The following is a 24,470-nucleotide window of genomic DNA, read 5'->3' on the forward strand; positions in this document are numbered from 1 at the left end:
TTTCTAATATTTAAAGCTTGATAAAACCTTCTTGTTTAAGAGAAAAAAAACTTGAGCTACTCACAATAATATGGTCATGAATAGGAATTCCAATCACCCGGCTTGCCTGAATGAGATTACGGGTTAAAATGATATCTTGAGGTGAAGGAGTCGGATCTCCACTGGGGTGATTATGGGCTAAAATAAGACTCGCAGCTCGATAATGTATAGCTGGTGAAAATACCTCTCTAGGATGAACAAGAGTTTGAGTAAGAGTTCCTACAGAAATTTCTTCCCATCTCATCGCATTTCCTCGTGTATCTTGAAGAATCGCTCCGAATATTTCTCGTTTTTGCAAAGCAATTCGATCTCGCACCCAAAAATACGCCTGCTCAGGAGTAGAAATAGAGTATCTCGGTGACCGACCTTGACGAGCAAGACGTTGCCCTAAACCCAAAGCAGCCTTAAGCTGTATCGCTTTTGCCTTTCCTAATCCTTTAATAGCGCACAAATCATTTATTCCTGCTTCTGCTAACCCAACAAGAGAGCCAAATGTTCCCAAAAGTTCTTGAGAAAGAGCTAAAACAGATTTTCCTTTCGTACCATTCCCTATAATTACAGCGATTAACTCAATAATAGATAGAGCTAATTCTCCATGATTTTCAAGACGTTCTCTAGGACGTTCTTCAAGAGGAAGATGTCTAATCTGCACTTAAGTAACCCTCAAACAGATTGAATAGTTTAATAGGAATTTCTGCACGTAAAATCACATCATTTTCCTCATATTCCTCATATAAGACATTTCCTTCTCTTCTTAAAGTCGTCACCAAAGCATATTCGCTTTGAGGAATTCTTAATTTTACGATTCTGCGTTTCTCTGCTAACTCATCCATCATCATTTGAGCTAATTCATTAAAATTGGTCATTTTTTTAGCAGAAATAAGAACAACTTTAGAATAGGACATCCTGAGACGATCAATTATTTGAGGATGGTTGCAGCAATCAATTTTATTTAAAACAGTAATAATCGCATCCTCTTTTGCATTTAATTCTTTAAGCAAAGTTCGTGTTGTTTTTGCATGCTCTTCGGCTAAAGGATGAGAGACATCAATCAAGTGAATAAGGACATCATCATGTAATGCTATTTCTAACGTACTACGAAAAGCAGCAATCAGAGTATGAGGAAGTTTGCGAATAAAACCGACTGTATCTGTAAGCAATACTTCCTGTTTATTGGGAAGAATAAATTTTCTAGTCGTCGGGTCAAGAGTTGCGAAAAGTTTATTCTCAACTAAGACATTAGCTTGTGTGAGTGCATTGAGTAAAGTAGATTTGCCTGCATTAGTATACCCAATGATTGCAAATGTTGGAATGCCTGAACGGCGTCTAGCATGACCTTGAGTTTGTCGATAGATTTGTACTTTCTGTAAATCTTTTGAAAGACGTTTGAAACGCTCTTTTAGAAGACGACGATCTATTTCAATTTGCTTTTCTCCCTCTCCTTTTAGATAGCCACCACTTGCCCTTTGCCGAGATAGATGACTCCAAAGTCTTTTTAAACGAGGAAATGCATAGGTTGTTCTTGCAAGTTCAATTTGTAATTGAGCCTCTTTTGTTTGAGCACGTTGTGCAAAAATCTCCAGAATCAATTCTGTTCTATCCATAACAGCTACACGCAGTATTTTTTCAAGATTACGTTGTTGTGCAGGTGAGATTTCCTCATCAAAAATTACAAGCTGTCCTTTCTGAGCCTTTAATAGATCGGCAATTTCTTCAATTTTCTTAGAATGCAGAAAAGTAGATGCTTTAATTTTTTGCATTCGGCATGGGACTTTTTGAAGTTTGGTGAGACCAAACGTATGTGCAAGACTGGCTAATTCATCAAGATGTTCACAACAGATGTCTAAATCTGCCACTTCTTTATGAATTCCTATCAAAACTGCAAAAATATCCTCATTATCTTTGAGTTTGATCCCTCCATCTAGTCTTGTTTCATCTTTAAAATTCATAGGTAAACTTTAGTTTTAGTCCATCATAGGCAAGCAAAGAACCAGTAGGTAGGGTTTGGTTAATTCCTAGATACTCCAGTTTGTGTCCAAGATGGGTAAAATATACTTCATGGGCATCTGTTTTTTGCGAAAAACTCCATGCTTCTTCGAGGCCAAAATGCATGAGTGATGGTTTGACACTCGCTACACTGAGGACAAGTTTTTCTACACCTTGGAGATCTTGGAAAATTGTTTTCGGATATTCTCTAATATCAGAGAGATAAGCAAAAGAACCAAAACGATATCCATTGACTTCCATCCCTCCTTGTTCATAGGTAATATAGTTGAGAGGAACATCGCAAAAAACTGTTTGACCTCGAGTGTTTTCTAACACTTGAAAATCTAGTTGTGCAGCTAAGCTAGCTTTCAATTTTTTACGTTTAAACAAATAAGGATATCTTTTTTTTAATGCCTTAAGAGTCGCCATAGAAAGAAGTACAGGAAGTCTTCTATGGTCAAGAAGATAATAGGCTCTTAATTCATCCAGACCAGCAATGTGATCAAAATGGGCATGTGTCAACACAAGACCATCTAATCGGTCTATCTCAAATTTCAATGCTTGTGTTCGAAAATCAGGTCCTGAGTCAATTAATAACCTCTTATTCCCTAAAGTCAGTAAACCTGATGGACGTAATCGCTGATTAAAAGGATGGTTCGATAGGCAAACTGAGCATTTACAGCCGATCATTGGAACACCCGCGGCATTTCCTGTACCTAAAAATAAAAATTCCACTTGCATGAATAAGTCTTCATTATTAAATAATACAAATTGATCATGATCCAACTAAATCCTTGTAACTTTACTTCTCAATTCCCAACATGATTCGATCATCTTCTCTATGTGTGAATTTTATTCTATTTCTACGACTAATTGTCCTTTGTAAATAAAAATACTGATTTATCATCTAAAACGAAAAAACTCTATTCTTAATAGCGCCCATTTCAAAGTACTGAGAGCAACGCGAAGACCAGACAATTAAGAGGCTATCTCAATTGAGATGTTTCTTGATTGACACCTTGAGTTTTTTTGACAATGATAATGAATTTATTATGTCTTTTAAATAAAAAAACTATGCGTATCGCTATTTTAGGGGCGGGGTTTTCTGGTTTGTCGGTTGCTTATTTTCTTTTGCATTACACATTTGGTGCAATTTCAATAGATGTATACGATCCAGAGCCAATCGGAGAAGGAATTTCGGGGCTTTCTTCAGGTCTTCTTCATATTTATCCTGGGAAAGAAGCCCGTAGGAGCTGGCAGGGAGATCACTGTTTAAAAGATACACACCGCTTAATTACAGTGGCTAGTGAAGGAATTGGAAAATCTGTCATTCTTTCTAAAGGGATTCTTCGACCTGCCCTTAACCAAGAACAACTCAGAGCTTTTAAAAGATGTGCCGATAGCCATTCTGATACTGATTGGTGGGACTATCATCAATGTCTCGAAAAAATGCCAGGACTGCTCCTTTCTAAAGAGAGTGGAGCACTCTATATTAAAGAAGGGCTAACAATTGATGTGAAAGGTTATTTGCAAGGACTATGGCAAAAACTTGCTAAGTTTGGTGTCCAATACTGTCAAAGCAAACTAATGAGAAAAAATGACCTTGCGTCATATGATCGCATTCTTATCGCAATAGGACCCGGAGTAACAAATATGGCTCTTCTTAAGGGACTACCGATTAAACCGGTCAAAGGGCAAATGCTTGAATTGGCTTGGCCTCAGAATATTCCTCCTCTTTCTATTAGCCTTAACTCCTCTAAATATCTTGTCATGAGCCAAGATCGAACAAGATGCCTAGTAGGAGCAACTTTTGAACGTGAATTTGATTCCTCCAATCCTGATCAAAAAAAAGCAGCCCTAGAGATTCTTCCAGAGATCATCTCTTTTTTCCCAATGGTTGAGAATGCTAAAATTCTCAACTGTCGTTCTGGCCTTCGTGCAACCACCCCTTCTCACCTTCCCATTGCTGGACAAGCTACAAAAAACATATATTTTATGACTGGATTAGGTTCAAAAGGTCTTCTGTACCATGGCTGGGTGGGGAAACGGGTCGCTCGTGCAATAATCACCAAAAATATTTCCCATATTCCTAAAGAAATTTACTATAAATTCCCTGCTTCCTCATAACTATCTGTTGATTAGAAAAATATATTCGATTCTATTAAGAAAGTGATTCATGAGGAGGAATAAAAATCAGATAGGATTCATAAGAAAAATGAAATAAAAAAATCAATGTAGGTGTCAAAATAAGCGTAAATGGTACCAGGATAAAAAACCCCTGAAGCATCATTGTCATATGGGTGGCTCCATGTACATAAAGATCAAATGTCATAAGTAGAGCCTGTTTTGCAAATAGCCATGTGATCCAAAAGGGAAAAGAGCCAATTCCAAGGAGTAAGAAATTCAAGAAACCATTCTTTTTCAAACGCTTTTGAAGAGAAAAACGATCAAACTTTTCTGATTTAGCTAGATAGGGAGTTAAAAAAAAGAGACTCAAAAAAGCTACCACAAACAGTAAAAGAATCCCAAAATTCAATAAAAAAGGGATGAAGGCTAGAAAGATACCAAAAAAGGGACCTAGATAGGGAATAGCTTTTAGAAATAGAAATATCCCAATGAGTAGCCAAAATAACAAGAAAATCACTAAAAGATTCAAGATAAGATAGAGCACTTGGACGACTCCATCCGATTCCTTTAAAACCATTTTTAAAATTTGGCCATCTTTTTCTTTTAGCTCTTTATCATAAATCCGAATAAGAAAAATCCCCCCTATCATAGTACACCCGATTGCCAAGTAAAGGGGAACATATTGAATTAGCAGTTTAAACCATGCAGTCGAACAAGTGATAAAATTTTGGGAAAAGAGGAGAATAGATCCTGAGATAAAAAGAAAAATAGAAAAAAACAAAATTTTTTTTAAGACAAAGATATGCGCAAGAGAACGATTAAATATATTTACAACTTCTTTAAGAGTCATTGTCTTTTCTTCTTTTAAATAAATACTTTGGACGAATAATCGGAGTTCCTTTTCCCTCACGAGCCTCTTCTCTTTCATAAACAATTTGAATAGCGATACCGACAGCACGAGAAAGACCAAATAAAATAGTATAGTAATCTGAGTAAGGAAATCCTGCTGCTGTAAGTAAAGGACCAGAAATAGCATCAACATTTGGATAAGGAGAGGCAATTTTTGGATTCTCTTTTAAGACTTTGGTTCCGGCATATCGAATTAAAAAAGCCATTCTAATGAGCACATGATCATGAAAAAGTGAATCAGCAAGTTCATACTGAACAGTTGCACGAGGATCTTCGATACGAAGCACAGCGTGACCAAAACCATAAATTAGCTCCTTAGAGGCTAATTTTTTCCTTATTATTCCTTCGACCTCTTCTACTGTGCCCTCTTCTCCAACTTCTTCAACCATAGTCTTGACAAAATGTAGACATTCTTGATTGGCTCGTCCATGACGAGGGCCTGCAAGAGCATTCATCGCTGCTGCAATTGATCCATACATATTTTCTAATCCAGAGGCAACAGCCTTTCCTACAAATGTCGAAAGATTTCCTCCTCCATGGTCATAATGAAGAATATTGAAAATTTTTAAGACACGATGTAGTGTCTTACTTTTCTGAGGCGCAAGGATCATTTGGGTAAAATTTTCCATATATCCTAATTCTGGTTTTGAAGGAGGTGTTTTTCCCCAACCAGCATGATAGTTAATGAGAGCTGCAGTTAAATGAGGGAGTTTGGCGATCAAATTCAAGCAATCTTCTCGATAATTTCCTGTGGCAATATGCATACCCAAGATCAAAATAGCTGTTGAAAACAGAGCCATTGGATCTCCTTCACATGGAATTTGGGTAATTGCATGAAGCACCTTTTCGGGACAATGTCCACGTTGAATTAATGCATTTTTAAAATCTATTAAACAAGTTGTATTAGGATCAACTCCATGTAAAAGTAAATAAATGACCCGTTCTGGTTCCCAATTTGCCAACTGAGAAATAGGATAATTCACATAATACAGTCCTTTTTGAGAATCCACTTTTGATGTCACACAGTAACCAACTGGAATCCCTCTTAATCCAGTTTCTAAATCTTTCTTCTGGATTTTAAAAAGTACCTCTTCACTCATAGTAACTCCTTCTCAATACAAGCTCTCTCAAAAATCAATTCCTGTTGAGAAACAATGATTTTTTCCTTAAGAAAAGAGTTTAGAAAGAGACCAGAAACAATTTCAGATTTTTCTTCTCTTATCGAATGACAAGGAAACCCAAAAACCAAATTCTCTTCAATACCATAGGGATTTCCATTTGAATAAACAGCAGCAGCAAACCATTCTCCTTTAGGTGTTTGCGTATAAATATCTCGTACTGAATCAATAATAGCATTTGCTGCAGAAGCTGCAGAGGATTTACCACACACTCGAATAATTTCTGCGCCTCGCTTTTGCACCATTTCTATAAATTCTTTCTCTAACCATTTCGAATCTTTAATTACATCTTGAGTTTTTTTACCTTCAATGGTGGCATTAATGAAATCTGGGACTTGAGTGATAGAATGGTTGCCCCAAATTGTCACGTTTTTCACATTCTTAACCAAAACACCTGCTTTTTTAGCTAAAAAATTCGATGCACGATTTTGATCAAGACGAGTCATTGCATAAAAATTTTCCCGCGGAATAGATTTAGCATGGTGCATAGCTATAAGACAATTTGTGTTACAGGGATTTCCCACCACAAGGACTTTCACATCTTTTTTAGCCATAGCTTCAAGAGCTTTTCCCTGTTCGACAAAAATTCTTCCATTCTCTATTAGAAGATCTGCTCGTTCCATTCCAGCAAGACGTGGCTTAGCACCAATGAGCAAAGCGAGATCCACCTGTGCAAATTGCTTATATACATCAGAACCTATCGTAACTCCCTGAAGAAGAGGGAATGCACAATCTTCTAATTCCATAGCAATCCCCTCCATAACCTTCTCAGTTCCTGGAAGATCGTATAAGCTAAGAATCATAGGTTCCGGTTTTGGGAAAAGATCTCCATGAGCAATACGAAATAACAGACTATAGGCAATCCGCCCTGTTGCCCCAGTCACAGCAATTTTTTTCATTTTCTCTCCATACTTCCTTTAAAATCTAGAACAAAAAAAATTTAAACTCAAGCGATAGGAAGATTCGAATAGCCTATTTTCAATAGATTATTTAATAGAAAAATAAGTTTATTATAAATAAAAAATAAAATAAAATTTATTAAAAGTAAATAATAGTTTAACTATGTCAAAATTATTAGAACAAATATTTCAGATTTCCATTTGCTTAAAAGAAGATGATGCTAGAATTAATGAAATTGCTCTTTTTCAACCTCTTACACAAAAAACTTGCTTTGATGAAGAAAGTGAAGCTATTCACCAACGTAAATGGAGTTATGTACATGATCTTTCATTCTCTAGTCGTCTAACATTAAAAATTCAATCTTTTTTACTTAAGAAAATGCCTTTTCTCATTGCCTCAAAGAGATTAACAAATGAGGCAAAATATAAAACGGTCCTTGCAATTCTGTTATCACAAGATTCTCTTCGGGATTTTTTTTTTTCAAATGAAGAGAAAAAAGAAAACTTCTTTAAAGCAGCTAAAAAAGCAGCTTTAGAGATTGGCTATATAGATTTTATCCCCTCTTCTGCTTCTGATCCTCTGAAAATTAGCCAGGAATTAACCCTAATATCTGGGAAAGATAAAAGCTTGATCGATGATCTTTCTGAATTAAATCTACAAATAGCAGCTCTTGGAATTCAAGAAAGGAATGAAATCTTATTTCTGATTTTAAACCAATTAGAACGTCCTCCAATCCTCTCAATTTTAGAAGTCATCCATAAAAATGAGACTGAAGCGTTTCGACTGATAACAAAATATGCCAAATACAAAATTGAAAAAATTGACTCAAACACAGGTAGAATTGAGTATCATTATCTCGAAAATCAGACCACTTCTAGTATTCGTACAAGAGAAAATTGCTTACCTGGATTCAAGGGGGTTATGAATCAAAGGTACGCTTTTAATGCTGAAACAGGCGAATATATCGGAAGCTATTCAGGCGCCTTAAATCTTGTTAATCATATTATCGAACAGATTCTCTTTATCTTGAATGTTCAAGATGAAGAAGTCTATTTAATAGATTCTCACCCTAATGCTGATCCTAAAACAATTCTTTTCACCTCTCTCTTATCATGGCAAGAAATAGAGCTAATTGGTGATCAGAATAAGGCAATTTATCACCTCAATCGAAAGGTTCTAAAAATTGGGAAAGAAGGTTATATCAAACTCAAACTCATTCATATGAATATCTCATTTGATGCGTGGAATAAATACCCTATCCCCCCAGAAATCGGAGCCACAATTAGAGATCTGAATGATCAAGCTCTGATTGAAATTTTTGTAGATCTATGGCAACAACTTAATCTGCAATCAGAGCAGCTAGCTCATTTAAAAAAGAAAATCGATTTTCTTACTCACGAAAAAGATTTTCTTAAATATCATGAAGCCATGTTTAAATTAATTGATTCTTTTCGTGAATTGAAACCAGAACTCATCAAAACATTAGAACAATACCCAGAGCAAGACTGTATAAGAGCTGGAATTGCTCTTTTAAAAAACCAAAAACCTGATGGGAAAACTTTGCAAGGAGCTGATAAGCTGCTTTACCTTAACGTATTGACTTTTTATCTAGATTATAAACACAATAAAAACTGTAAGAATTCAATTAACCGTTCAGCTGGAGCTAATGCGATTGATAAAGCACAGCATGTCTATTTGAAAATCACTCAACATCACTTTTTACCAGATTATGCAAATACACAAGAAATTGCATTTTTTAAAGTCCTTTATAGCATGTATTTAATCTGGGAAGAACCAGAAATTAATGCAGCATTAAGCAGAGGATTTATCGGAAAAAGCTTTTATCATAACTTTTTACAGAAAAATCCTGAAACGACTCGTTATTTAATTAAGTGGTTAAAACAACATCCTGACATCTACTTAGCTCTTGCGGATCACAGAACTTAAATATCTTAAGATCATTTATTTTGTGATGCTAATCAGAAAATCAACATGGAATAAGATGTGAAACATGAGATGAATCTCTGCTATAGATCATTCTGGTAATCTCTTCATACCCCTAACGACTAAAAGTGCTACAGATGCTTTAAGAAAATCTCCAATTAAAAAAGGAGCAACCCCTAAAGGAAAAGCTTGCCCCATTCCAATAAAACACCCCAGCCAAGTGGCTCCAAAGGTCAGAATAACAAATGTTCCGAGAAGAAAGACTATAAATAGCTTTCGATAACTTTCTTGTGACTTCTTTTCTATTAAATAGCCTACTAAAAAAGCAGAGAGAATAAAACCAAGATAATACCCTCCCTTCAGACCCATCAGGGTAGCAATTCCACTTCCTCCTCCTGCAAAAACAGGCAGACCAAAAGCCCCTTCTGTAAGGTAGGTCATAATAACAAGAGAGCCACGCTTAGAACCAAAAAGATATCCTATTAGTAAAACACCAAATGATTGCATAGAGATTGGAATAGGTGTAAACCAAAGATAGAAAGAGCATTGTGACATTAATGCAAGAAAGAAAGAACCAAAAAAAAGATAAAAAATATCCTCTCCATATTTGAATATCTCTTTTTTTTGAAATTGCATTAAATCAACAAATAACACAGAAAAACCTCATTAAAACTAGAAAAAAGAATGTAAACAAATGTTCTATTATTTGCGAGGATGAAATTTCGAAAATGCCATCTGAAGGCGAGTTTGGCTGACATGTGTATAGCGATCTGTAGTGGCAATATGGGTATGACCAAGCATCTCTTGAATAATTCTTAGATCTGCTCCATGGTCAAGAAGATGTGTAGCAAAACTATGTCTAAGAGTGTGTGGAGAAATATTTTTGTGAATTCCTGCTCTTAAAGCATATTTTTTAATCATTCTCCAAATAGTAAATCGATCAATTCCTCTACCTCTCTGAGTCACAAAAAGAATAGAACCAGAAAATTGATCACGAAATCTTGCTAAATAGTAGTCAATCGACTCAAGAGCAAGACGACCAATTGGCACAATTCTTTCTTTTTCTCCTTTACCTTTGACTCTAACACTTGTTTCATCAATTGAATAGATCGAGAGAGCACAAACCTCTGAAACTCGTAACCCACTTCCATACAAAACCTCTAAAATCGCTCGATCACGAGCTCCAATAAACGTATTAGTATTAGGAATTTCTAGAAGAGAGGTCACTTCATCTTGAGTCATAAATTCAGGCATAAGTTGCCAGATTTTAGGTGTTTGTAATAAGAGACTAAGATCTGTATCTAAAATTTTTTCGCGAAAAAGAAAACGAGAAAAAACTTTGATAGCAATTAAAGCGCGGGCAACTGAAGCAGAAGCATAGCCCCTATGCTTTAGGTCAGATAGATGATCCAATACTGACTCAAAATTCATGGGATAATGGGTTAAAAATCCCTTGATATCTCTTTGATACCCTTGAATTGTATGATGAGAAAGCCCTTTTTCACTAGCAAGATAAGCGATAAAATCATCAAGATATTTCATAGAAAAGTTTATCAAAATGCTCTCTATTTTCTTTTCTAGGTTTGTTTTAAAGCTCTCTTAATCATCTATTTCTTGTGCTAAATATGCAATGAGAAAAACCACGTTTATCAGAGACAATTTCCTCATCTGCATCAATCACAAGAAAAAACGAAGATTCATTTACAACTTCACTTATTTCAAGTCTTCAAAAATGACTTGGAATTTTTTCTTTCATTTCTTCCTTAAATTTAGTATAGAAATTCTGAGTCTGTTTTCATATAGATTCATTTTTTTATTAACTATTTTGGCTTATGGAGAGTGGATTCTTGATCTACTTTTAGATAAATGGAGAAATTCATGAGATATACCCCAACACGAACGAATCAAAAAACTTCATTTCGCCACTATAAAGCTACTCATATTCTCAAGGGTTTAGCCTCAAATCCATATGATCTAACTATTGAAGGGAATCTTTCCCCTGCTCGAATTGAAAAGTTTTCGATGCAAGCAGGCGAATTTAAGTTACTTTTTGCAACAGAACGTGTCAACGCAGATGTGATAGATGCTTTAAAAGAGCTCGCAAATGAGGCTGGTTTAATAGAAAAAATGCAAGGGATGCAATCCGGTCATATCATCAATAAAATTATAGGTTATCCGAGTGAAAATAGACGAGTTCTTCACACAGCCACACGTGATTTTTTTACTCATTCTAATCAACAAAAAGAGGCAATAGAAGCAAGCACATTAGCAAAAACTGAATTTGAAAAACTCAAGACATTCATGAATCAGATCGAAAAAAAAGATACATTTACTGATATCATTCAAATTGGCATCGGAGGATCAGATTTAGGCCCACGTGCACTTTATACTGCGCTTCGAGCTTTTAAAAAACATGATCGACAAGCCCATTTTATTTCTAATGTTGATTCAGATGATGCTACAGCTGTTTTGAGAGCTATTGATCCTAAGAAGACACTTGTTGTTGTTGTCTCCAAGTCAGGAGGAACACTAGAAACTCGCACTAATGAATTGCTCGTCCGTCAATATTTCAAACAAGCAGGTTGTAAACCAGAAGCACATTTTTTAGCTGTCACCCAAGAAAAAAGCGAAATGGACAACCCAGAACGCTACCTGGCCTCCTTCTATATTTGGGATTTTATTGGAGGACGTTATTCAGCAACTTCAATGGTAGGTGGTGTGATTCTCTCATTTACTCTTGGATTTGATCAATTTACTAATATCCTCAAAGGAGCTCATGAGATGGATTCGATTGCGATGAATCCCAATTTTGACGAAAATTTACCATTATTAGGAGCTATGCTTGGGATTTGGAACCGCAATTTTCTTCATTATCCCACAGTGGCTATCCTTCCTTACTCACAAGCTCTTCTTCGTTTTCCTGCTCATTTACAACAATGTAATATGGAATCAAATGGAAAACGCATTGATAGGTATGGTAACCCCGTGGACTTTGATACAGGCCCCATTATATGGGGGGAACCTGGCACTAATGGGCAACACTCTTTTTATCAACTCCTTCATCAAGGGACTAATATTGTTCCCTGTGAGTTCATTGCGTTTCGTGATTCGCAATACCAAGAAGATCTTAATATTGAAGGGTCATTTTCACAAGAAAAGCTCTTATCTAATCTCTTTGCACAATCAATTGCTTTAGCGAAAGGAGAAAAAAACGAAAATCCTAATAAGGTGTGCCCAGGGAATAGGCCAAATAGTATTCTTCTTGCTAAGCGACTCGATCCCTTTACTCTTGGCTCACTTCTCTCTTATTATGAAAATAAAATTGCCTTTCAAGGATTTTGTTGGAATATTAACTCCTTTGATCAAGAAGGTGTTCAGTTAGGGAAAAGACTAGCTAGCAAAATTATTGACCACTTCAGTGCAAAAAGGAAAGGGAAAAAAGCCGAGCAATTTCCTGAAGCAGAAGCCTTCTTATCTCAACTTGAAAACCTGTAGGCTCGGAATGCATCCGTGTTATACTCTAGTAATAAAAATAAGCATCTAATCACAAATAAATGACTTCACCTCCTGCAGCAACAAATCCATGCAATTTACGCTGAGCCTCTTCAGTCATTGCAGAGGAAGATACGATTAATCGATCTAATCCTTCCCACTCCTCTGTAAGAATCTCTTCTGGAATGATTCGAAATGTTTCTTCAGGAAGTGGAAAAGAACCATACTTCGGTATCATCACACCAGTCGAAAGTCTTTTTTCTGGAAAAGAAGACAAAAGAACCTCAGAGGAATAACCCATCGGGGAATAAACATGATCCCAAGCAAGGGCGGGAAAAGCATAGGGATACATTTTAGACCATTTGCCTTTTAAAACTGGAATAAAAAAGCCAAGTGCAAACTGATTGAGCGAGCGGAAATAGGTTTGAAGATCAGCAATGCCTTCAGTGTCTAGAAATATAAAAGATAAGAGATTTTCTGGAAGATGAGAGGCTAATCTTTTGATAATACTGATGATCGGTGGCAAAAAAGGACCTTTATAAAGAGCAATACCAAAAGTTGACTCTTCAAATCGTGGCCATACTGTTTTTAGAAAATGATCGAGAGCGAGTTCTAATGCTAAATAACGTGGTTCATCTGATAAAATTGCGATATCTAAAGCAAAATCTAGCCTCCATAAAACCAAAGCATCTTTTATTTGGAACTGCCATTTTAAAGAAGAATTTTCTGAAGCGTCCAATACAATTTCTTGGACATTAAACCCTTTAGGTAACTCCCCTTCTCCACTATAGATACGAGAAAAAAAAGGTTCTCCTTTATATAAAAAATGCTGATTAAAACCTGAAAATACGAGTTCCATTAAACTGTAAGAAATTGTAGATACTGAATCTTTCTCCCCTGACTACGCCATAAATTTTCAAACCAAGAAGCACCATAATTAGGCAAATTATCATCAAGATGAGATAGAATAAAATTAGGGTGTCTTTCAAAAGCCCCTATAGTTTCTATGAGATAATTAGCATCATCAGAAACAAAAGTTAATTTCTTCCCTAATTTTAAGATACGGGCTAGTTCATGAATGAATGCAAAATTCATTAATCGATGTTTTTTATGTTTTCTCTTAGGCCATGGATCAGGAAAATTAATATAGACTTCTTCTACTAAAGAATCTTTAACATAGTAATGAGTAAAGGTCCATGCTTCTCCAGCCACTATAATCAAATTAGATAGGTTGGCATTTTTGATTTTAGACCATACTTTACGTACCCGATCATAACACATTTCAACTCCGACCCAGTTTGTATCAGGAAATTCCTTAGCTTTTTCAGTAATCCAGCTTCCATTCCCAGTACAATATTCAATACAAAGTGGATTTTGATTATTAAAAAGAATATTATGATCCCATCCTGGAAAAAAAAATGCTTCATGCTCATGATAATAATTAGGAACATGAAAAACCCGATCTATAATCATCGGTTGCCTTTTATCCCAAGAAAAAACTCTCTTTAAGTCCTTTGGTCTCATCCTAGAAGAAGCATATCAAAGTTAGGGAATAAATCCATTATTCAACTGATTCACTGAAAAACTCAATCTCCATCTTGTCTCAAACTTAAAAACATTCTATTCGTTAAATAACTAATTGTGTATAATTAATTTATTATTTATAATTTTATGCTAAACAAAATGGCAAAAGCATGAACTCTCCACCTGATACATCTGCGGTTTATGAGGATATGCATGCCTTCGATGTCTTCCCAGCATCAACAGAGCAAAGGTCTGCAAATAACCTTTTAAATTCGCACGAGAAAATAAAAAGATATCTGACTATCACCTTAATAGTCACAGGAATTCTTCTATTTTTATCTGGATTGATCGTATTTGGGATGCACCAGGGGTGGTTTGGAGCATCTTCAACATTCCTTAAACACTCCACAAAGTTAACTGTTGCTACCCCTATGATCATAGGAGGAGGGATCACAGTGGCTGGAGGAATCACAGCCCTAGTTTGTTATCTACAAAAACAGAACTCGTATAAAAAAAAGACTCTTTCCCTCTTTTTTCTAGAAAAGGGGAATATTGACTGCGCACAGACTGGCACTCGCGTCGATCACGTCGATTTTAACAAGACTGTTGAGGGAGAACCAACGGTATATGACTCCGAATATGGATTCGATACCTAATTTTTATCCTAACTCGAACTTAGATTTCTTCATAAAAAAGATATCATGAGAGAATAATACCTAATCTATTAAATAGGACCTATTTTTTTATCTGAGAAAGCATCTATAGTAAATTATTAACTTTAAATTAATAAACTTATCTGATATTATTTAAATAAACAATTAAATTTATAAGAGTACAAACTTGAATTCCTCAAATACACAACAATCGTTAAATACACAACAATCGTTCTTTCATATCTCAAACCCTCAGGAGGGAAATCTAGTAAACATTTCTTCCAATCAAGAAAGATCTCCAGTTATGATGGAAAATCGACTCATGACTGCAACAAGCATCACTCTTACAATTGTATTAACCGGGATCATCGTATTTTTGGCTGGATTGATATTATTTTCCGTTTATCGAGGAGGGTTTGGAAGAGCAATACAAGCAGATTTTCTCAAACACTTCACGAAGCTGACGATTATTACTCCTGTGGTTGTAGGAGGCATGTTCACATTAGCTGGAGGACTATCAGCAATGCTTTTTTACTCTATGTTTAGGGAGGCCCGTCGAATCCGTCTCAGAACTCAATAAAAAACTTGACTAAAAATCAAAAAAAGAGACAAATACTCAATTTTTTAAAGAAAAAAAAGAAGAGTAAATTTGTTATATAAACTCAAAAAGTTACGCCAGTAGAGATAATAGAATTTCTTCACCCCTATCTTAGGGAATGATCCTTGTGATAATTGCGTGTTCAAATATCCATTATTGACAACTATAGACATAGATTCCATTGGTATATAACCAATAACACGACTTACTGTGGCTTTTATATTCTGGCCTTGGATAGTAGTATTGATAAGGATAAGGATCATAAAAATTAAAAGGACGTTTTTGCTGGTACTGAATTCCAGGCAATCGTGATTTAGCAACTTCTACAGGACTAATTAATCCAAGTTGTGAGGATTCTCTATTTTTATCCGCACTAGAAGCATACTCAACTTGTAGTGTCTCTGTTTTTTTCTCAGGATCCTCATCTTCCCCTAGTCTAAGATAATCTAATCCTAAAAGCTGAAAGGCAGATAGACACAAACTATATAGGAAAATCTGTCTTAACCTAGACATACGTCTCTCCTACAAAAAAAATAAAATACTTTTCTGAAAAAAATGCTTCTTATTTTTTATTTTATTATATAAAATTTTTTATTTAAAAGTCTATATTTAAGTTATTTATGGATAGGAATTATATTTTTCTTCTTGTTAATATGAGACAACCAGACTTTTCGAAAAATATCTTATCTAAAAACCTGCTAGATTTACTTTTGTTAAAAAAGTAAAAATTAATTAAATTTTATATTTATAATATATTAATTAAATATTTGATTTTTTTGTATAAAAAAGTGATAATATTTTATTAAAAATAAAGAACTTATGAACCTAGCAAATTTGCATTCCCAAAATCGACAAGGATCATTTTTCTACACACCTATCTCTGAGCAGGGAGATCAAATACAAATTACTTCTAATCGAAGGTGGAAGCAAGTGTTTCTCAACCTCGTATGAATTAGCTTGATGATCGTATTCATAGGATTCTGCGTACATATCGCGGAACTCAGAGATGCTCTTCACGAAACGCTCTGTTATTTATGTTCTTCAAATATTTCTTAAGGAATTTCTATTTTTCTCTTTTCCCTTCAATATCTTCATCTTCCTAGTCTAAAATAATAAGAGAGGGAGTAGTTTTTGCTTTTCATAAGATAGCGAGACTCGTTGAGAATTTTCAAAACAAAACTGCTTCAAAAATCTCCTCGATTTGCTGGCATCAAAAAATAGATCATCTTTAATTCAATAAGATGTTTATGCGACTACTTTTAAAAGATAAAAAATGGATATCAGAAGCTGATAGTGATTTCTATCTGAAATGTTCGTTAATATAGAAACCATTTCATTTACATTTTAAAAGAGTAGATAGAGTTTTCAACTGACTGTAATGTACGAAAAGCTTTTGCTTTAAGCATTTAAAGTGATATCCAACTGATGGAGGTGTGCCCAGAAGAGGACTCGAACCTCCATACCTTACGGTACCAAAACCTGAATCTGGCGTGTCTACCAATTCCACCATCTGGGCATATTGCTATCAGTTGCCCAGAAGAGGACTCGAACCTCCACACCTTACGGCACCAGATCCTAAATCTGGCGTGTCTACCAATTCCACCATCTGGGCGATGGTATTAAGGGCTGAGTTTAAGGTTTTAATCGCTTTACGTCAAGATGGGGTTGTTCAAAATCACAAATTGAAGTAGTTTAGAAGGCTTATTTATGCAAGGGAGCATTATGATTGATATCAGCTCAACAGATATCATCCATGGAAATCAGCATGTCGATAAACCCTCAACAAAAAATACGGGTAAATTGACTACAAATGAAAAGGAACACATTTTTGATTTTCTTGACACAGGAGATGTGTTGTCTTGTGAATTGAGTCAATGGGTTGGTGGCAATTATCAAAATGATGCGGAGCAATTCTGTTCTATGCTCTTAACACATCGTTTTTTTGTGATTACTCAAGAGTTGATTGAGCAAGAAAAAGAAATTTTATTTCTTTCTAAGGAAATTGGCAAATTAACTACAGAAGGATTAGATAAAGAAGGCTCTAAATCCATCACAAATCATCAGAATCATCCTCCTTTTGGCCAAGCAAAAACAACGACGCCTTTTTTAACAGCACAAAAGCCCCCTTTATATGCTTCTCTTTTCTCATTAGTCACCCTTACAGAGCAAGAAAAAACACAACAAAAAGAGAAGCATATTCCGGAAAAATCTCAAAAAGAATCGAAAACAAAAGAGGATCAGTCGCGTAATTCATCGAGAATTTACCCATATTCTCAAGTGTTTTCTGAAAAAACGAATCTATTTCGTGAAAAAGCGCATGATAGAAACAAAGAAGAAAAAGAGGGATCAGGAGGTCAAAAAAACTCTCAAGATGAAGAAAAAAAACAAAAGCAGCATAAGAGTTTTAAGCTTAAGGCTACCTATCGAACTAAACGGACTCACAATTCCCTCTCTCAAGAAGAAAACTCTCAGGAATCTTCTCAGATCAATCGTTCCTTGGGTGGTGTAGAAAACATCTATATACGCTTTATGGCTCTTATGGCAAAAATTTTGGGTCAAGCTGAAGCAGAAGCACATGATCTATATATCCGCATTAAGGAACGCACTGATAATGTTGATCTTCTTACTCTATTTATCTCTAAAATCAATCTAGAAAAAGGAGAGATAGACTGGACAGAGAATGAAGAGATGAAGCATTTGATAGAAAAAGTTCGTGCTATTGGATTAGATATCCCACAAGACAAGTTTAAATGGACTGAAGATGAGAAAAGACTACTTAAGGAAAATGTCCAGATGCGAAAAGATAGTATGGAAAAAGTGACACAGCTTGAACGTACGGATATGCAACGCTATCTTCAAGAAGCCTCACAGTGTCATCAGGCTCGCTCAAATGTTTTAAAACTGCTTAAAGAAGTTATGGATACTATCATCCATAATATGAGACCATAAATGAGATTAAAAGCCTTACTCGACCGTATTGCCCTTCAAAGAAAAGAAGACTTTCCCTTTCCAGAGGATATTGAGAGCTATATCGAAGACTTTATTCCAAATCATCTACTAAAAAGTGAAACGCTTCAACAAGCTTTTGGAATCACAGATTATGAAATGGAAAAGCTCTATGAAGATGCTTACAATTTTTACGAGAAGAATGCCTATCAAGATGGCTTGACACTCTTTCGTTGGCTGATTCTTTTTAACCCCTATGCACCAAAATATTGGATGGGTTTTGCTGCGATTCTCCAACTATCTAAAGCATACGATAAAGCTTTACATGCATATGCTGTGATCACTCTACTTGATTCAAATAACCCTTATCCTCATTTTCATGCTTACGAATGTTATTCCTTAATGGAGAACAGAACAGAGGCGAGAAAAGCCCTTGAGCTTGCTTATCATCATTGCAGTAATCAATTTGCTTATGCTCAATTGAAAGAAGAAATTGAGCGAATAAAATTAGAAGCTGTGATAAATTAAGGAGTTAAAAAAAATGCATTATTCATTACAAATAACTCAGCCAATCCTACCTGCAGCAACTTTTGAAGAAATACAAGAAATTGAAGAGCTAACTCTCCTAGAACCATTATCTATTCCTCAGGGTAGAATGGAGAGTGCTAAGAAAACTTATGTTTTTTTGAAAGAATGTCTTCTTAACACAACTCAATCTGTCCATTCTTATCTTGTTCAAACAGGACTAAAGATACTCAATACGTATTCACCAATGACTCAGGTAAACCAACAGCTTGCTAAAACAAAATATATTTTCCCTTCTATAAAAGGAATGATCGATTCCTCCCCTTCGCATGCGAAATCTTTCACAAAAGAATCTCTTCAACCATTTGAAAGAAAAACAAAAGAACAAGAGATGGATGAGATCTCTTTTAAAGGAGGAGAACAAAAAAGGGTGATTAAAATGAATCGCCCTGGTGAACTATCTAAACTTCTTTCTAAACAGGGTTCTGCTTCACAAGCAAAGCATATAAACCATAATCATACTTCACATTTTCAATATCAATGGATGAAAAAAGACACTATGCAATGGTGGCAAGATCGTTATGATCAAAAAGAAAGAGATGGTCAGAGCCATGATCAAAATCATTCTAACCCAGAAAGCGAAAATCCGGTAGATAAAAAGAAAAAAAAGCAGGCGAAAATTGAGGCGATTTCAATAAAGCATCCGGATTATAATTCTGAAATCTATAAAGAAAAAAAAGACATGGCTATGCAAAAACCGAGGTTAGAAAAACCTAACACTGGTTTATTTGCTCTTTATTATATTTTGACAAAAATAGGGATTTTTTCTAACAACGCTTCGAGTTTTTCTTACAAAAAAGAAATTGAATCACTTGACATGGAAACAACAAGAGCACATCAAAAACGATTAGATGAAATTAAAGAAGCTCTTGAAAAAGAAAAATCGACAGAAAATTGGGGAATTGCCGTAAAAATATTTTCTTGGATTACTTCTCTTATAGGGATTATCGCTGGTGTGACTATGATTGCAACTGGAATAGGAGCTGTAGCTGGAGGGATGATCGTTGCAGGAGGTTTGATTCAAATTACTAACCAAATCCTTACGATCACAGATGGATGGAAAAAAATTAGTCAGATTTTACCTGGTAATGATCCAGATAAAAAGCGAGCTATTATCAGTTGGATGCAAATTGGGATTGCAGTTCTCTGTTTAATTCTTTCTGGGGTAGGGATTGCTGGTGGTGGTTATTCTCACTTTAGCGAGGCAACTCAGACAGCAATGGCTCTTTTTGGCGGAGTAATTTCTATGGGTTACGGAGCAGTAACCATTGGTGAAGGAATCACGCTTTTTATGTTCAAAAATAAATTAAGCGAAGTCAAACGCTACGACCAAATTCTTGCTGAGCTCAAACATAAGCGACAGGATTTAATCGAAGAAGGAGATTGGAATATTGATCGTCTTGAACAGCTTTTTAAAGATCTTGCAAAAATGCTTGAATTTGAAGCTGAACTCTTTAAGTCAAATCAAATGATTAACAGATAGGAAATAGCAATGGAAATAGCTCGAAATTTTTCAATGGTAAATGACACTAATTCTGCAGGCCCTTTTCAGTCAATTGAGCAAAGCTATTTATTAGAGCAGCTGATTGCACAGCAAGAGGGTAGGTTTGGTTTTTTGTATGCTAATGGAGGAGATTTTTATACATGTAGTGAAGAAACCAAAACATGGGGAGTTCCAGAAAAAATCCATGGTTATCTTTTGGATAAACAACTTCTAAAAGATCAAAAAAAATCTGATATCGAACAAAAAAAATTCTCAAATTTTACGACACAAGATTCTATATCTCAAAAGTCTTATGACATGAAAATGGCTTCTCAATCTTTTAAAAATAGAGATCAAGCACTGTTTTCTACTCACCATACTACTAGAAAGACTGACACTACTACTCGTAAAATCTTCAGATCTTTATTCGCCTATTATAACAAAATCAAACAACTCTCTCTCTCTAAATTGACATTTTTTTCTCATAATAAACCACTTTTGGAGAAAGATATTTTAAAAAATCAAATTCATCGAAATGATCAGGTTCAATCTAAACAAAAACCCATAACAGACCAAGATCAAGCTAGTAAAAATACGATCGACTATCACAAGAAAAATAAAAGTGATCATCAAAAAGAAGTTATCAAAGAGCATCATTCGGAAAAAGATTTTAACCAAGATAATCGTAAAAAAAGACATAATCAAGAAGAAATGGAAGTTGGTGAAGATTTAAATAAGAATGTAGAAAACAAACATCTCGATCATCTCCATTCCAAAGAAGTTTTGACATATCTTTCTCAAGAGTCAAAACTCTTTAGCGAATTGTATAAAATGCGTGTGAGCCATTTTGATATTTTACTCCTTTTCATCAAAGTGATTGAACTTTCTCTTAAAGGACGCGAACAGGAAAGGCATGCTCGAATGGAAGAGCGTAGACTCCAGATCAGTCATATCCGAAATATGGTGAATGAATTCAAGAAAGAAGCACAATATTCTCTTTATGCGAATTTAGGAGCAGGTTTTTTAGCATTTGGATCGGGTCTTTGCCCTATTCTTGGGCATATGAAAGGGGACACTATTATCAATACACTGAGCCATGCTTTTAGTAGTCTAAGAGGTATAGAAAAAGATAAATTTATTGAGGGAGTAACAAAAATGACCTTCTCAATGTCTGAGATGAGTAAAGGGATGGGTCAAGTCCAAACGACATTTGCTGCAGGCTCTCGTAATTTCAGTCAATGTATGTCTGATATTCATAAAGCAGACTGGGAAGAATATACTCGTTCGATGGATGAACTAAAAGACTACTTTAAGAACTGTGAAAGTTTTATTTATGAAACTCTTCGATCTAACCATGATGTGATTAAGCATCTTTATGGAGCAGGATAAATCTCGAATATCACATTCAAAAAACTTTGATTAAAAAAAGTTCTCTTATTTTTTGATATTCAAATATGTTTCAGCCCTACCCCAAGGAAAGTGAGCCATAAATTTTTTTTCTAAGTGAAATACATTAGAATAGTCACTTAAGGGGTAACTGACTGTGATAATTTTTGTACCTCTTTTAAGCAGCTCAAAGCGTAATATTAATTGCTTCACTGTTTTTTCTTCTAAAGAAGTTCCATAGAGATAAAGCACTGTGGCCTTTTGAAAGTCTACTTCTAGGATATCTTTGAGAAAAAAATCAATCTGATCGAGAAGTAACCATTTTTTTATACGATTAGCACGAGAAATGAAAATGGGTTGATAATCAATTCCTATCACTTGACACTTTATAAAATAGTGCAACCAAAAAGCTGTTCTCCCTATACCACAACCAATTTCATAAACAATATCTTGCGAAAGAATTCCACATTGACGAGATATGAGATCCATAGTGGTTAAAGGAGTTTCTCCATAAATATAAATCTCCTTTTCTCCTCTTTCCTGCATAAACTTTTTACTTTCTTGGTAAGGAGTTCGCCAAAGATATTGTGTAATTAACAAACAGTCATTAAGCAAAAATCGAAAATTAGGATAATAACGCACCATAACGCACAACTCTTCCAATATTCGAAATGCTGTTGCACGCAAATTGATCAAGAAAAGCTTAATGTAATCTCCAAGTTTTAAAAAAAAATTCATCTTCTATCTATTTTACACAACTCATTTTTTTAAAATTCTTCATTAAAAAGATAATATCTTCTACCTAATTACCAATTGATCGTTTGTCCTGGTAGTAAAACACGAAACCTATTGCAAGAGATCTTAAATTTCTTTAAAGCAAGAAATAAGTCGTAAGGAGGACGAGCTATTTCTTCACTCGATAAGCGAAAAGTTCCCCAATGGCTTGCAACACTTAATTTTGATCCAATATCAATATGAATTTGTACAGATTCATTTGGATTCACATGAACTGCTCTCATAAACATGCGAGGTTGATATGCCCCTATTGGAATCAAACTCAAATCTATACTAAAAAATCTTTTATTTATCTCTTTAAAATCAAATGGATTGTAACCCGTATCTCCAGAAAAGTATATCCGTTTTCCCTGGGTAAACTCGATAACACAACCCATCCATAATGTCTTATTACGATCAAAAAGACCACGCCCAGAGAAATGTTGAGCAGGAACTGAGGTGAAATTGATACCATGATGCGTAATCCTTTCCCACCAAACAAGTTCTTGAACATAAGCATTTGAAAAATAGCGATAAAACCATTTTTTAACTCCTATTGGTACAACCCATAGAAGTTTGGGAAATTTTTTATAGAAATACTCGATAGTATAATAATCTAGGTGGTCATAATGATTATGACTAATAATCACAGCATCTAAAGAAGAAATCTCATCAAGAGATATCGATGGAAGATGAAGACGTTTTGGTCCAATAAAAGAACAAGGAGAACATCTTTGACTCCAAATAGGATCGAAAAGAAGGCTTGTTTCAAAAGCACGTATCCAAAAAGTAGAGTGGTTGATCCAAGTGACACAAGGTTTTCTGGTATCAATGACTTTTATAGGGTTGGGAAAAGAAAAGTTGTTAGGCAGAGGAAGAAGATGGTTTTCCTTATAGCAACCAAAATACCAAAGAAGAAAATGAAAGAAACTACGATTAACTTTGGATTGATATGGATTAGCATATCTCATTCTCCAAACCTATATCATGAAATCTATCTGATCACAAGAGTTGTTTTGGAATTTGAAATACAACATCTTCTGTAGTAAAAACTATATCCTCAACCTCTTTCACACCAAATTCAACTAGCTGCTGAATGCAAAGTTGAACAATATCCTCAGGAGTAGATGCCCCAGCAGTCAGACCGATAGTTTTGACATTTTTCATCCACCGAATATCAATTTCTTCAGATCGATTAATTAAATAAGCAGGAATTGCTTGTTTTGTCGCAAGCTCACGTAAACGATTGGAATTCGAACTTGTCGGATCACCAACTACAAGCACAAGATCTGTTTTAGCAATGATCTCACGTAAAGCCATTTGACGATTAGTAGTTGCATAACAAATTGATGCACTAGGAAGAGTTGTAATTTGAGGATATCTAGAAATTAATGCTTGAGTAATTTCAGCAACATCATCCAAGCTAAGGGTAGTCTGTGTGATATAAAATAACTTATCCTGCAGAGTAAATGGTAATTTATCCACATCTTCTGCCTTTTCTACAATGGTAGTTTGCTCAGGAGCCTCTCCTGCTGTTCCAATGATTTCAACATGGTTGCGGTGGCCAATTAAGATAATATGGTACCCTTTACTAGCAAAACGCTTCGCAGCAGAATGGACTTTTGTCACAAGTCCACAGGTGGCATCTATCTCAATCAATTGACGTTCTTTTGCTTCTTTACGAACAGCAGGAGAGACACCGTGAGCTGAGTAGATTACACGTGAGCCATAAGGAACATGAGAAAGATCTTCAATAAAAATCGCACCTTTTTTTCTTAATCCTTCAACAACATGATGATTGTGAACAATTTCATGTTTTACATAGATTGGTGCTCCCCATTTTTCAATGGCTCTTTCGACAATTTCAATAGCACGAACAACTCCCCCACAAAAACCACGAGGCTTAGATAAAAATAACTTCATAAAACTAATAAAACAGCAGTTTA

At 35.2% G+C, this 24,470-nt stretch carries 22 protein-coding genes, 2 tRNA genes and 1 pseudogene; 9 read left to right on the forward strand and 16 right to left on the reverse strand.

The window, feature by feature from the left end; all coding sequences use genetic code 11:
- Positions 1-10 precede the first annotated feature (10 nt).
- Genes radC through R3E91_01280 form a run of 3 tightly spaced genes read right to left on the reverse strand, consistent with a single transcriptional unit; the run spans position 11 to position 2,766 of the window.
- A complete protein-coding gene (gene radC, locus R3E91_01270; protein MEZ5314832.1) occupies positions 11-691 on the reverse strand; it encodes a DNA repair protein RadC in 681 nt (226 codons plus the stop codon).
- Entirely contained in the window at positions 681-1,988 is a 1,308-nt protein-coding gene (hflX, locus tag R3E91_01275; protein MEZ5314833.1) for a GTPase HflX, read from the reverse strand. Before hflX ends, radC begins: the two co-directional genes overlap by 11 nt.
- On the reverse strand, positions 1,978-2,766 hold the full coding sequence (locus R3E91_01280; GenBank protein MEZ5314834.1) for an MBL fold metallo-hydrolase: 789 nt from the start codon (positions 2,764-2,766) through the stop codon (positions 1,978-1,980). Before R3E91_01280 ends, hflX begins: the two co-directional genes overlap by 11 nt.
- Positions 2,767-3,066: 300 nt before the next feature.
- Between R3E91_01280 and R3E91_01285 the strand changes: the two genes are divergently transcribed.
- Positions 3,067-4,152 (forward strand): FAD-binding oxidoreductase, encoded by a 1,086-nt coding sequence (locus R3E91_01285; GenBank protein ID MEZ5314835.1) that lies wholly within the window; start codon positions 3,067-3,069, stop codon positions 4,150-4,152.
- 34 nt (positions 4,153-4,186) lie between these two features.
- Here the strand turns inward: R3E91_01285 and R3E91_01290 are convergent, their stop codons facing one another.
- Genes R3E91_01290 through R3E91_01300 form a run of 3 tightly spaced genes read right to left on the reverse strand, consistent with a single transcriptional unit; the run spans position 4,187 to position 7,138 of the window.
- Positions 4,187-5,002 carry a hypothetical protein gene (locus R3E91_01290; protein ID MEZ5314836.1) on the reverse strand — a complete coding sequence of 272 codons (816 nt, stop codon included), beginning with the start codon at positions 5,000-5,002 and terminating at the stop codon, positions 4,187-4,189.
- A complete protein-coding gene (locus R3E91_01295) occupies positions 4,992-6,161 on the reverse strand; it encodes a citrate (Si)-synthase (GenBank protein ID MEZ5314837.1) in 1,170 nt (389 codons plus the stop codon). The genes R3E91_01290 and R3E91_01295 overlap by 11 nt, the downstream gene beginning before the upstream one ends.
- Complete coding sequence (locus tag R3E91_01300) at positions 6,158-7,138, reverse strand: malate dehydrogenase (GenBank protein MEZ5314838.1); 981 nt, start codon at positions 7,136-7,138, stop codon at positions 6,158-6,160. Before R3E91_01300 ends, R3E91_01295 begins: the two co-directional genes overlap by 4 nt.
- A 163-nt stretch (positions 7,139-7,301) precedes the next feature.
- Between R3E91_01300 and R3E91_01305 the strand changes: the two genes are divergently transcribed.
- Entirely contained in the window at positions 7,302-9,086 is a 1,785-nt protein-coding gene (locus R3E91_01305) for a hypothetical protein (GenBank protein MEZ5314839.1), read from the forward strand.
- A gap of 87 nt (positions 9,087-9,173) precedes the next feature.
- Here R3E91_01305 and R3E91_01310 read toward each other — a convergent pair whose 3' ends face one another.
- Both R3E91_01310 and R3E91_01315 read right to left on the reverse strand, forming a co-directional pair.
- Positions 9,174-9,737: a biotin transporter BioY gene (locus R3E91_01310; GenBank protein MEZ5314840.1), complete on the reverse strand. Its 564-nt coding sequence runs from the start codon at positions 9,735-9,737 to the stop codon at positions 9,174-9,176.
- Between the two features lie 48 nt (positions 9,738-9,785).
- Positions 9,786-10,625, reverse strand: a complete 840-nt coding sequence (locus tag R3E91_01315; protein ID MEZ5314841.1) for a tyrosine recombinase — start codon at positions 10,623-10,625, stop codon at positions 9,786-9,788.
- Between the two features lie 336 nt (positions 10,626-10,961).
- Between R3E91_01315 and R3E91_01320 the strand changes: the two genes are divergently transcribed.
- Complete coding sequence (locus R3E91_01320) at positions 10,962-12,578, forward strand: glucose-6-phosphate isomerase (protein MEZ5314842.1); 1,617 nt, start codon at positions 10,962-10,964, stop codon at positions 12,576-12,578.
- A gap of 49 nt (positions 12,579-12,627) precedes the next feature.
- Here R3E91_01320 and R3E91_01325 read toward each other — a convergent pair whose 3' ends face one another.
- Both R3E91_01325 and R3E91_01330 read right to left on the reverse strand, forming a co-directional pair.
- Positions 12,628-13,434: a hypothetical protein gene (locus R3E91_01325; protein ID MEZ5314843.1), complete on the reverse strand. Its 807-nt coding sequence runs from the start codon at positions 13,432-13,434 to the stop codon at positions 12,628-12,630.
- Positions 13,434-14,048: a tRNA (guanine(46)-N(7))-methyltransferase TrmB gene (locus R3E91_01330; GenBank protein MEZ5314844.1), complete on the reverse strand. Its 615-nt coding sequence runs from the start codon at positions 14,046-14,048 to the stop codon at positions 13,434-13,436. The genes R3E91_01325 and R3E91_01330 overlap by 1 nt, the downstream gene beginning before the upstream one ends.
- A 221-nt stretch (positions 14,049-14,269) precedes the next feature.
- Between R3E91_01330 and R3E91_01335 the strand changes: the two genes are divergently transcribed.
- Together R3E91_01335 and R3E91_01340 are read left to right on the forward strand one after the other, a co-directional pair.
- On the forward strand, positions 14,270-14,755 hold the full coding sequence (locus R3E91_01335; protein ID MEZ5314845.1) for a hypothetical protein: 486 nt from the start codon (positions 14,270-14,272) through the stop codon (positions 14,753-14,755).
- A gap of 301 nt (positions 14,756-15,056) precedes the next feature.
- Positions 15,057-15,332 (forward strand): hypothetical protein, encoded by a 276-nt coding sequence (locus tag R3E91_01340; protein ID MEZ5314846.1) that lies wholly within the window; start codon positions 15,057-15,059, stop codon positions 15,330-15,332.
- A 171-nt stretch (positions 15,333-15,503) separates the two neighbouring features.
- Here R3E91_01340 and R3E91_01345 read toward each other — a convergent pair whose 3' ends face one another.
- The 3 genes from R3E91_01345 to R3E91_01355 form a co-directional block, all read right to left on the reverse strand.
- Positions 15,504-15,863: a hypothetical protein gene (locus tag R3E91_01345; GenBank protein MEZ5314847.1), complete on the reverse strand. Its 360-nt coding sequence runs from the start codon at positions 15,861-15,863 to the stop codon at positions 15,504-15,506.
- A gap of 921 nt (positions 15,864-16,784) precedes the next feature.
- Positions 16,785-16,866, reverse strand: a tRNA-Leu gene (locus R3E91_01350).
- Between the two features lie 14 nt (positions 16,867-16,880).
- Positions 16,881-16,962 (reverse strand) — tRNA-Leu (locus R3E91_01355).
- Between the two features lie 893 nt (positions 16,963-17,855).
- Between R3E91_01355 and R3E91_01360 the strand changes: the two are divergent.
- The 4 genes and pseudogenes from R3E91_01360 (at position 17,856) to R3E91_01375 (ending at position 21,753) form a co-directional block, all read left to right on the forward strand.
- Positions 17,856-18,299: pseudogene (locus R3E91_01360) on the forward strand (hypothetical protein).
- Complete coding sequence (locus tag R3E91_01365; GenBank protein MEZ5314848.1) at positions 18,300-18,824, forward strand: SycD/LcrH family type III secretion system chaperone; 525 nt, start codon at positions 18,300-18,302, stop codon at positions 18,822-18,824.
- A 13-nt stretch (positions 18,825-18,837) separates the two neighbouring features.
- On the forward strand, positions 18,838-20,364 hold the full coding sequence (gene sctE, locus R3E91_01370) for a type III secretion system translocon subunit SctE (GenBank protein ID MEZ5314849.1): 1,527 nt from the start codon (positions 18,838-18,840) through the stop codon (positions 20,362-20,364).
- Positions 20,365-20,373: 9 nt separating this feature from the next.
- The gene (locus R3E91_01375) at positions 20,374-21,753 is read left to right on the forward strand and encodes a hypothetical protein (protein MEZ5314850.1); all 1,380 of its coding nucleotides are present in this window, start codon (positions 20,374-20,376) and stop codon (positions 21,751-21,753) included.
- Between the two features lie 45 nt (positions 21,754-21,798).
- On the opposite strand, the gene R3E91_01380 is transcribed toward R3E91_01375, so the two are convergent.
- From R3E91_01380 to ispH, 3 genes are all read right to left on the reverse strand, one after another.
- Complete coding sequence (locus R3E91_01380) at positions 21,799-22,488, reverse strand: class I SAM-dependent methyltransferase (GenBank protein ID MEZ5314851.1); 690 nt, start codon at positions 22,486-22,488, stop codon at positions 21,799-21,801.
- A 68-nt stretch (positions 22,489-22,556) separates the two neighbouring features.
- A complete protein-coding gene (locus R3E91_01385) occupies positions 22,557-23,495 on the reverse strand; it encodes an MBL fold metallo-hydrolase (GenBank protein ID MEZ5314852.1) in 939 nt (312 codons plus the stop codon).
- Between the two features lie 31 nt (positions 23,496-23,526).
- Complete coding sequence (ispH, locus tag R3E91_01390; protein MEZ5314853.1) at positions 23,527-24,447, reverse strand: 4-hydroxy-3-methylbut-2-enyl diphosphate reductase; 921 nt, start codon at positions 24,445-24,447, stop codon at positions 23,527-23,529.
- Positions 24,448-24,470 lie beyond the last annotated feature (23 nt).

The sequence above is a fragment of the Chlamydiales bacterium genome (genome assembly GCA_041395025.1).
Lineage (GTDB): Bacteria > Chlamydiota > Chlamydiia > Chlamydiales > JAAKFR01 > JAJACP01.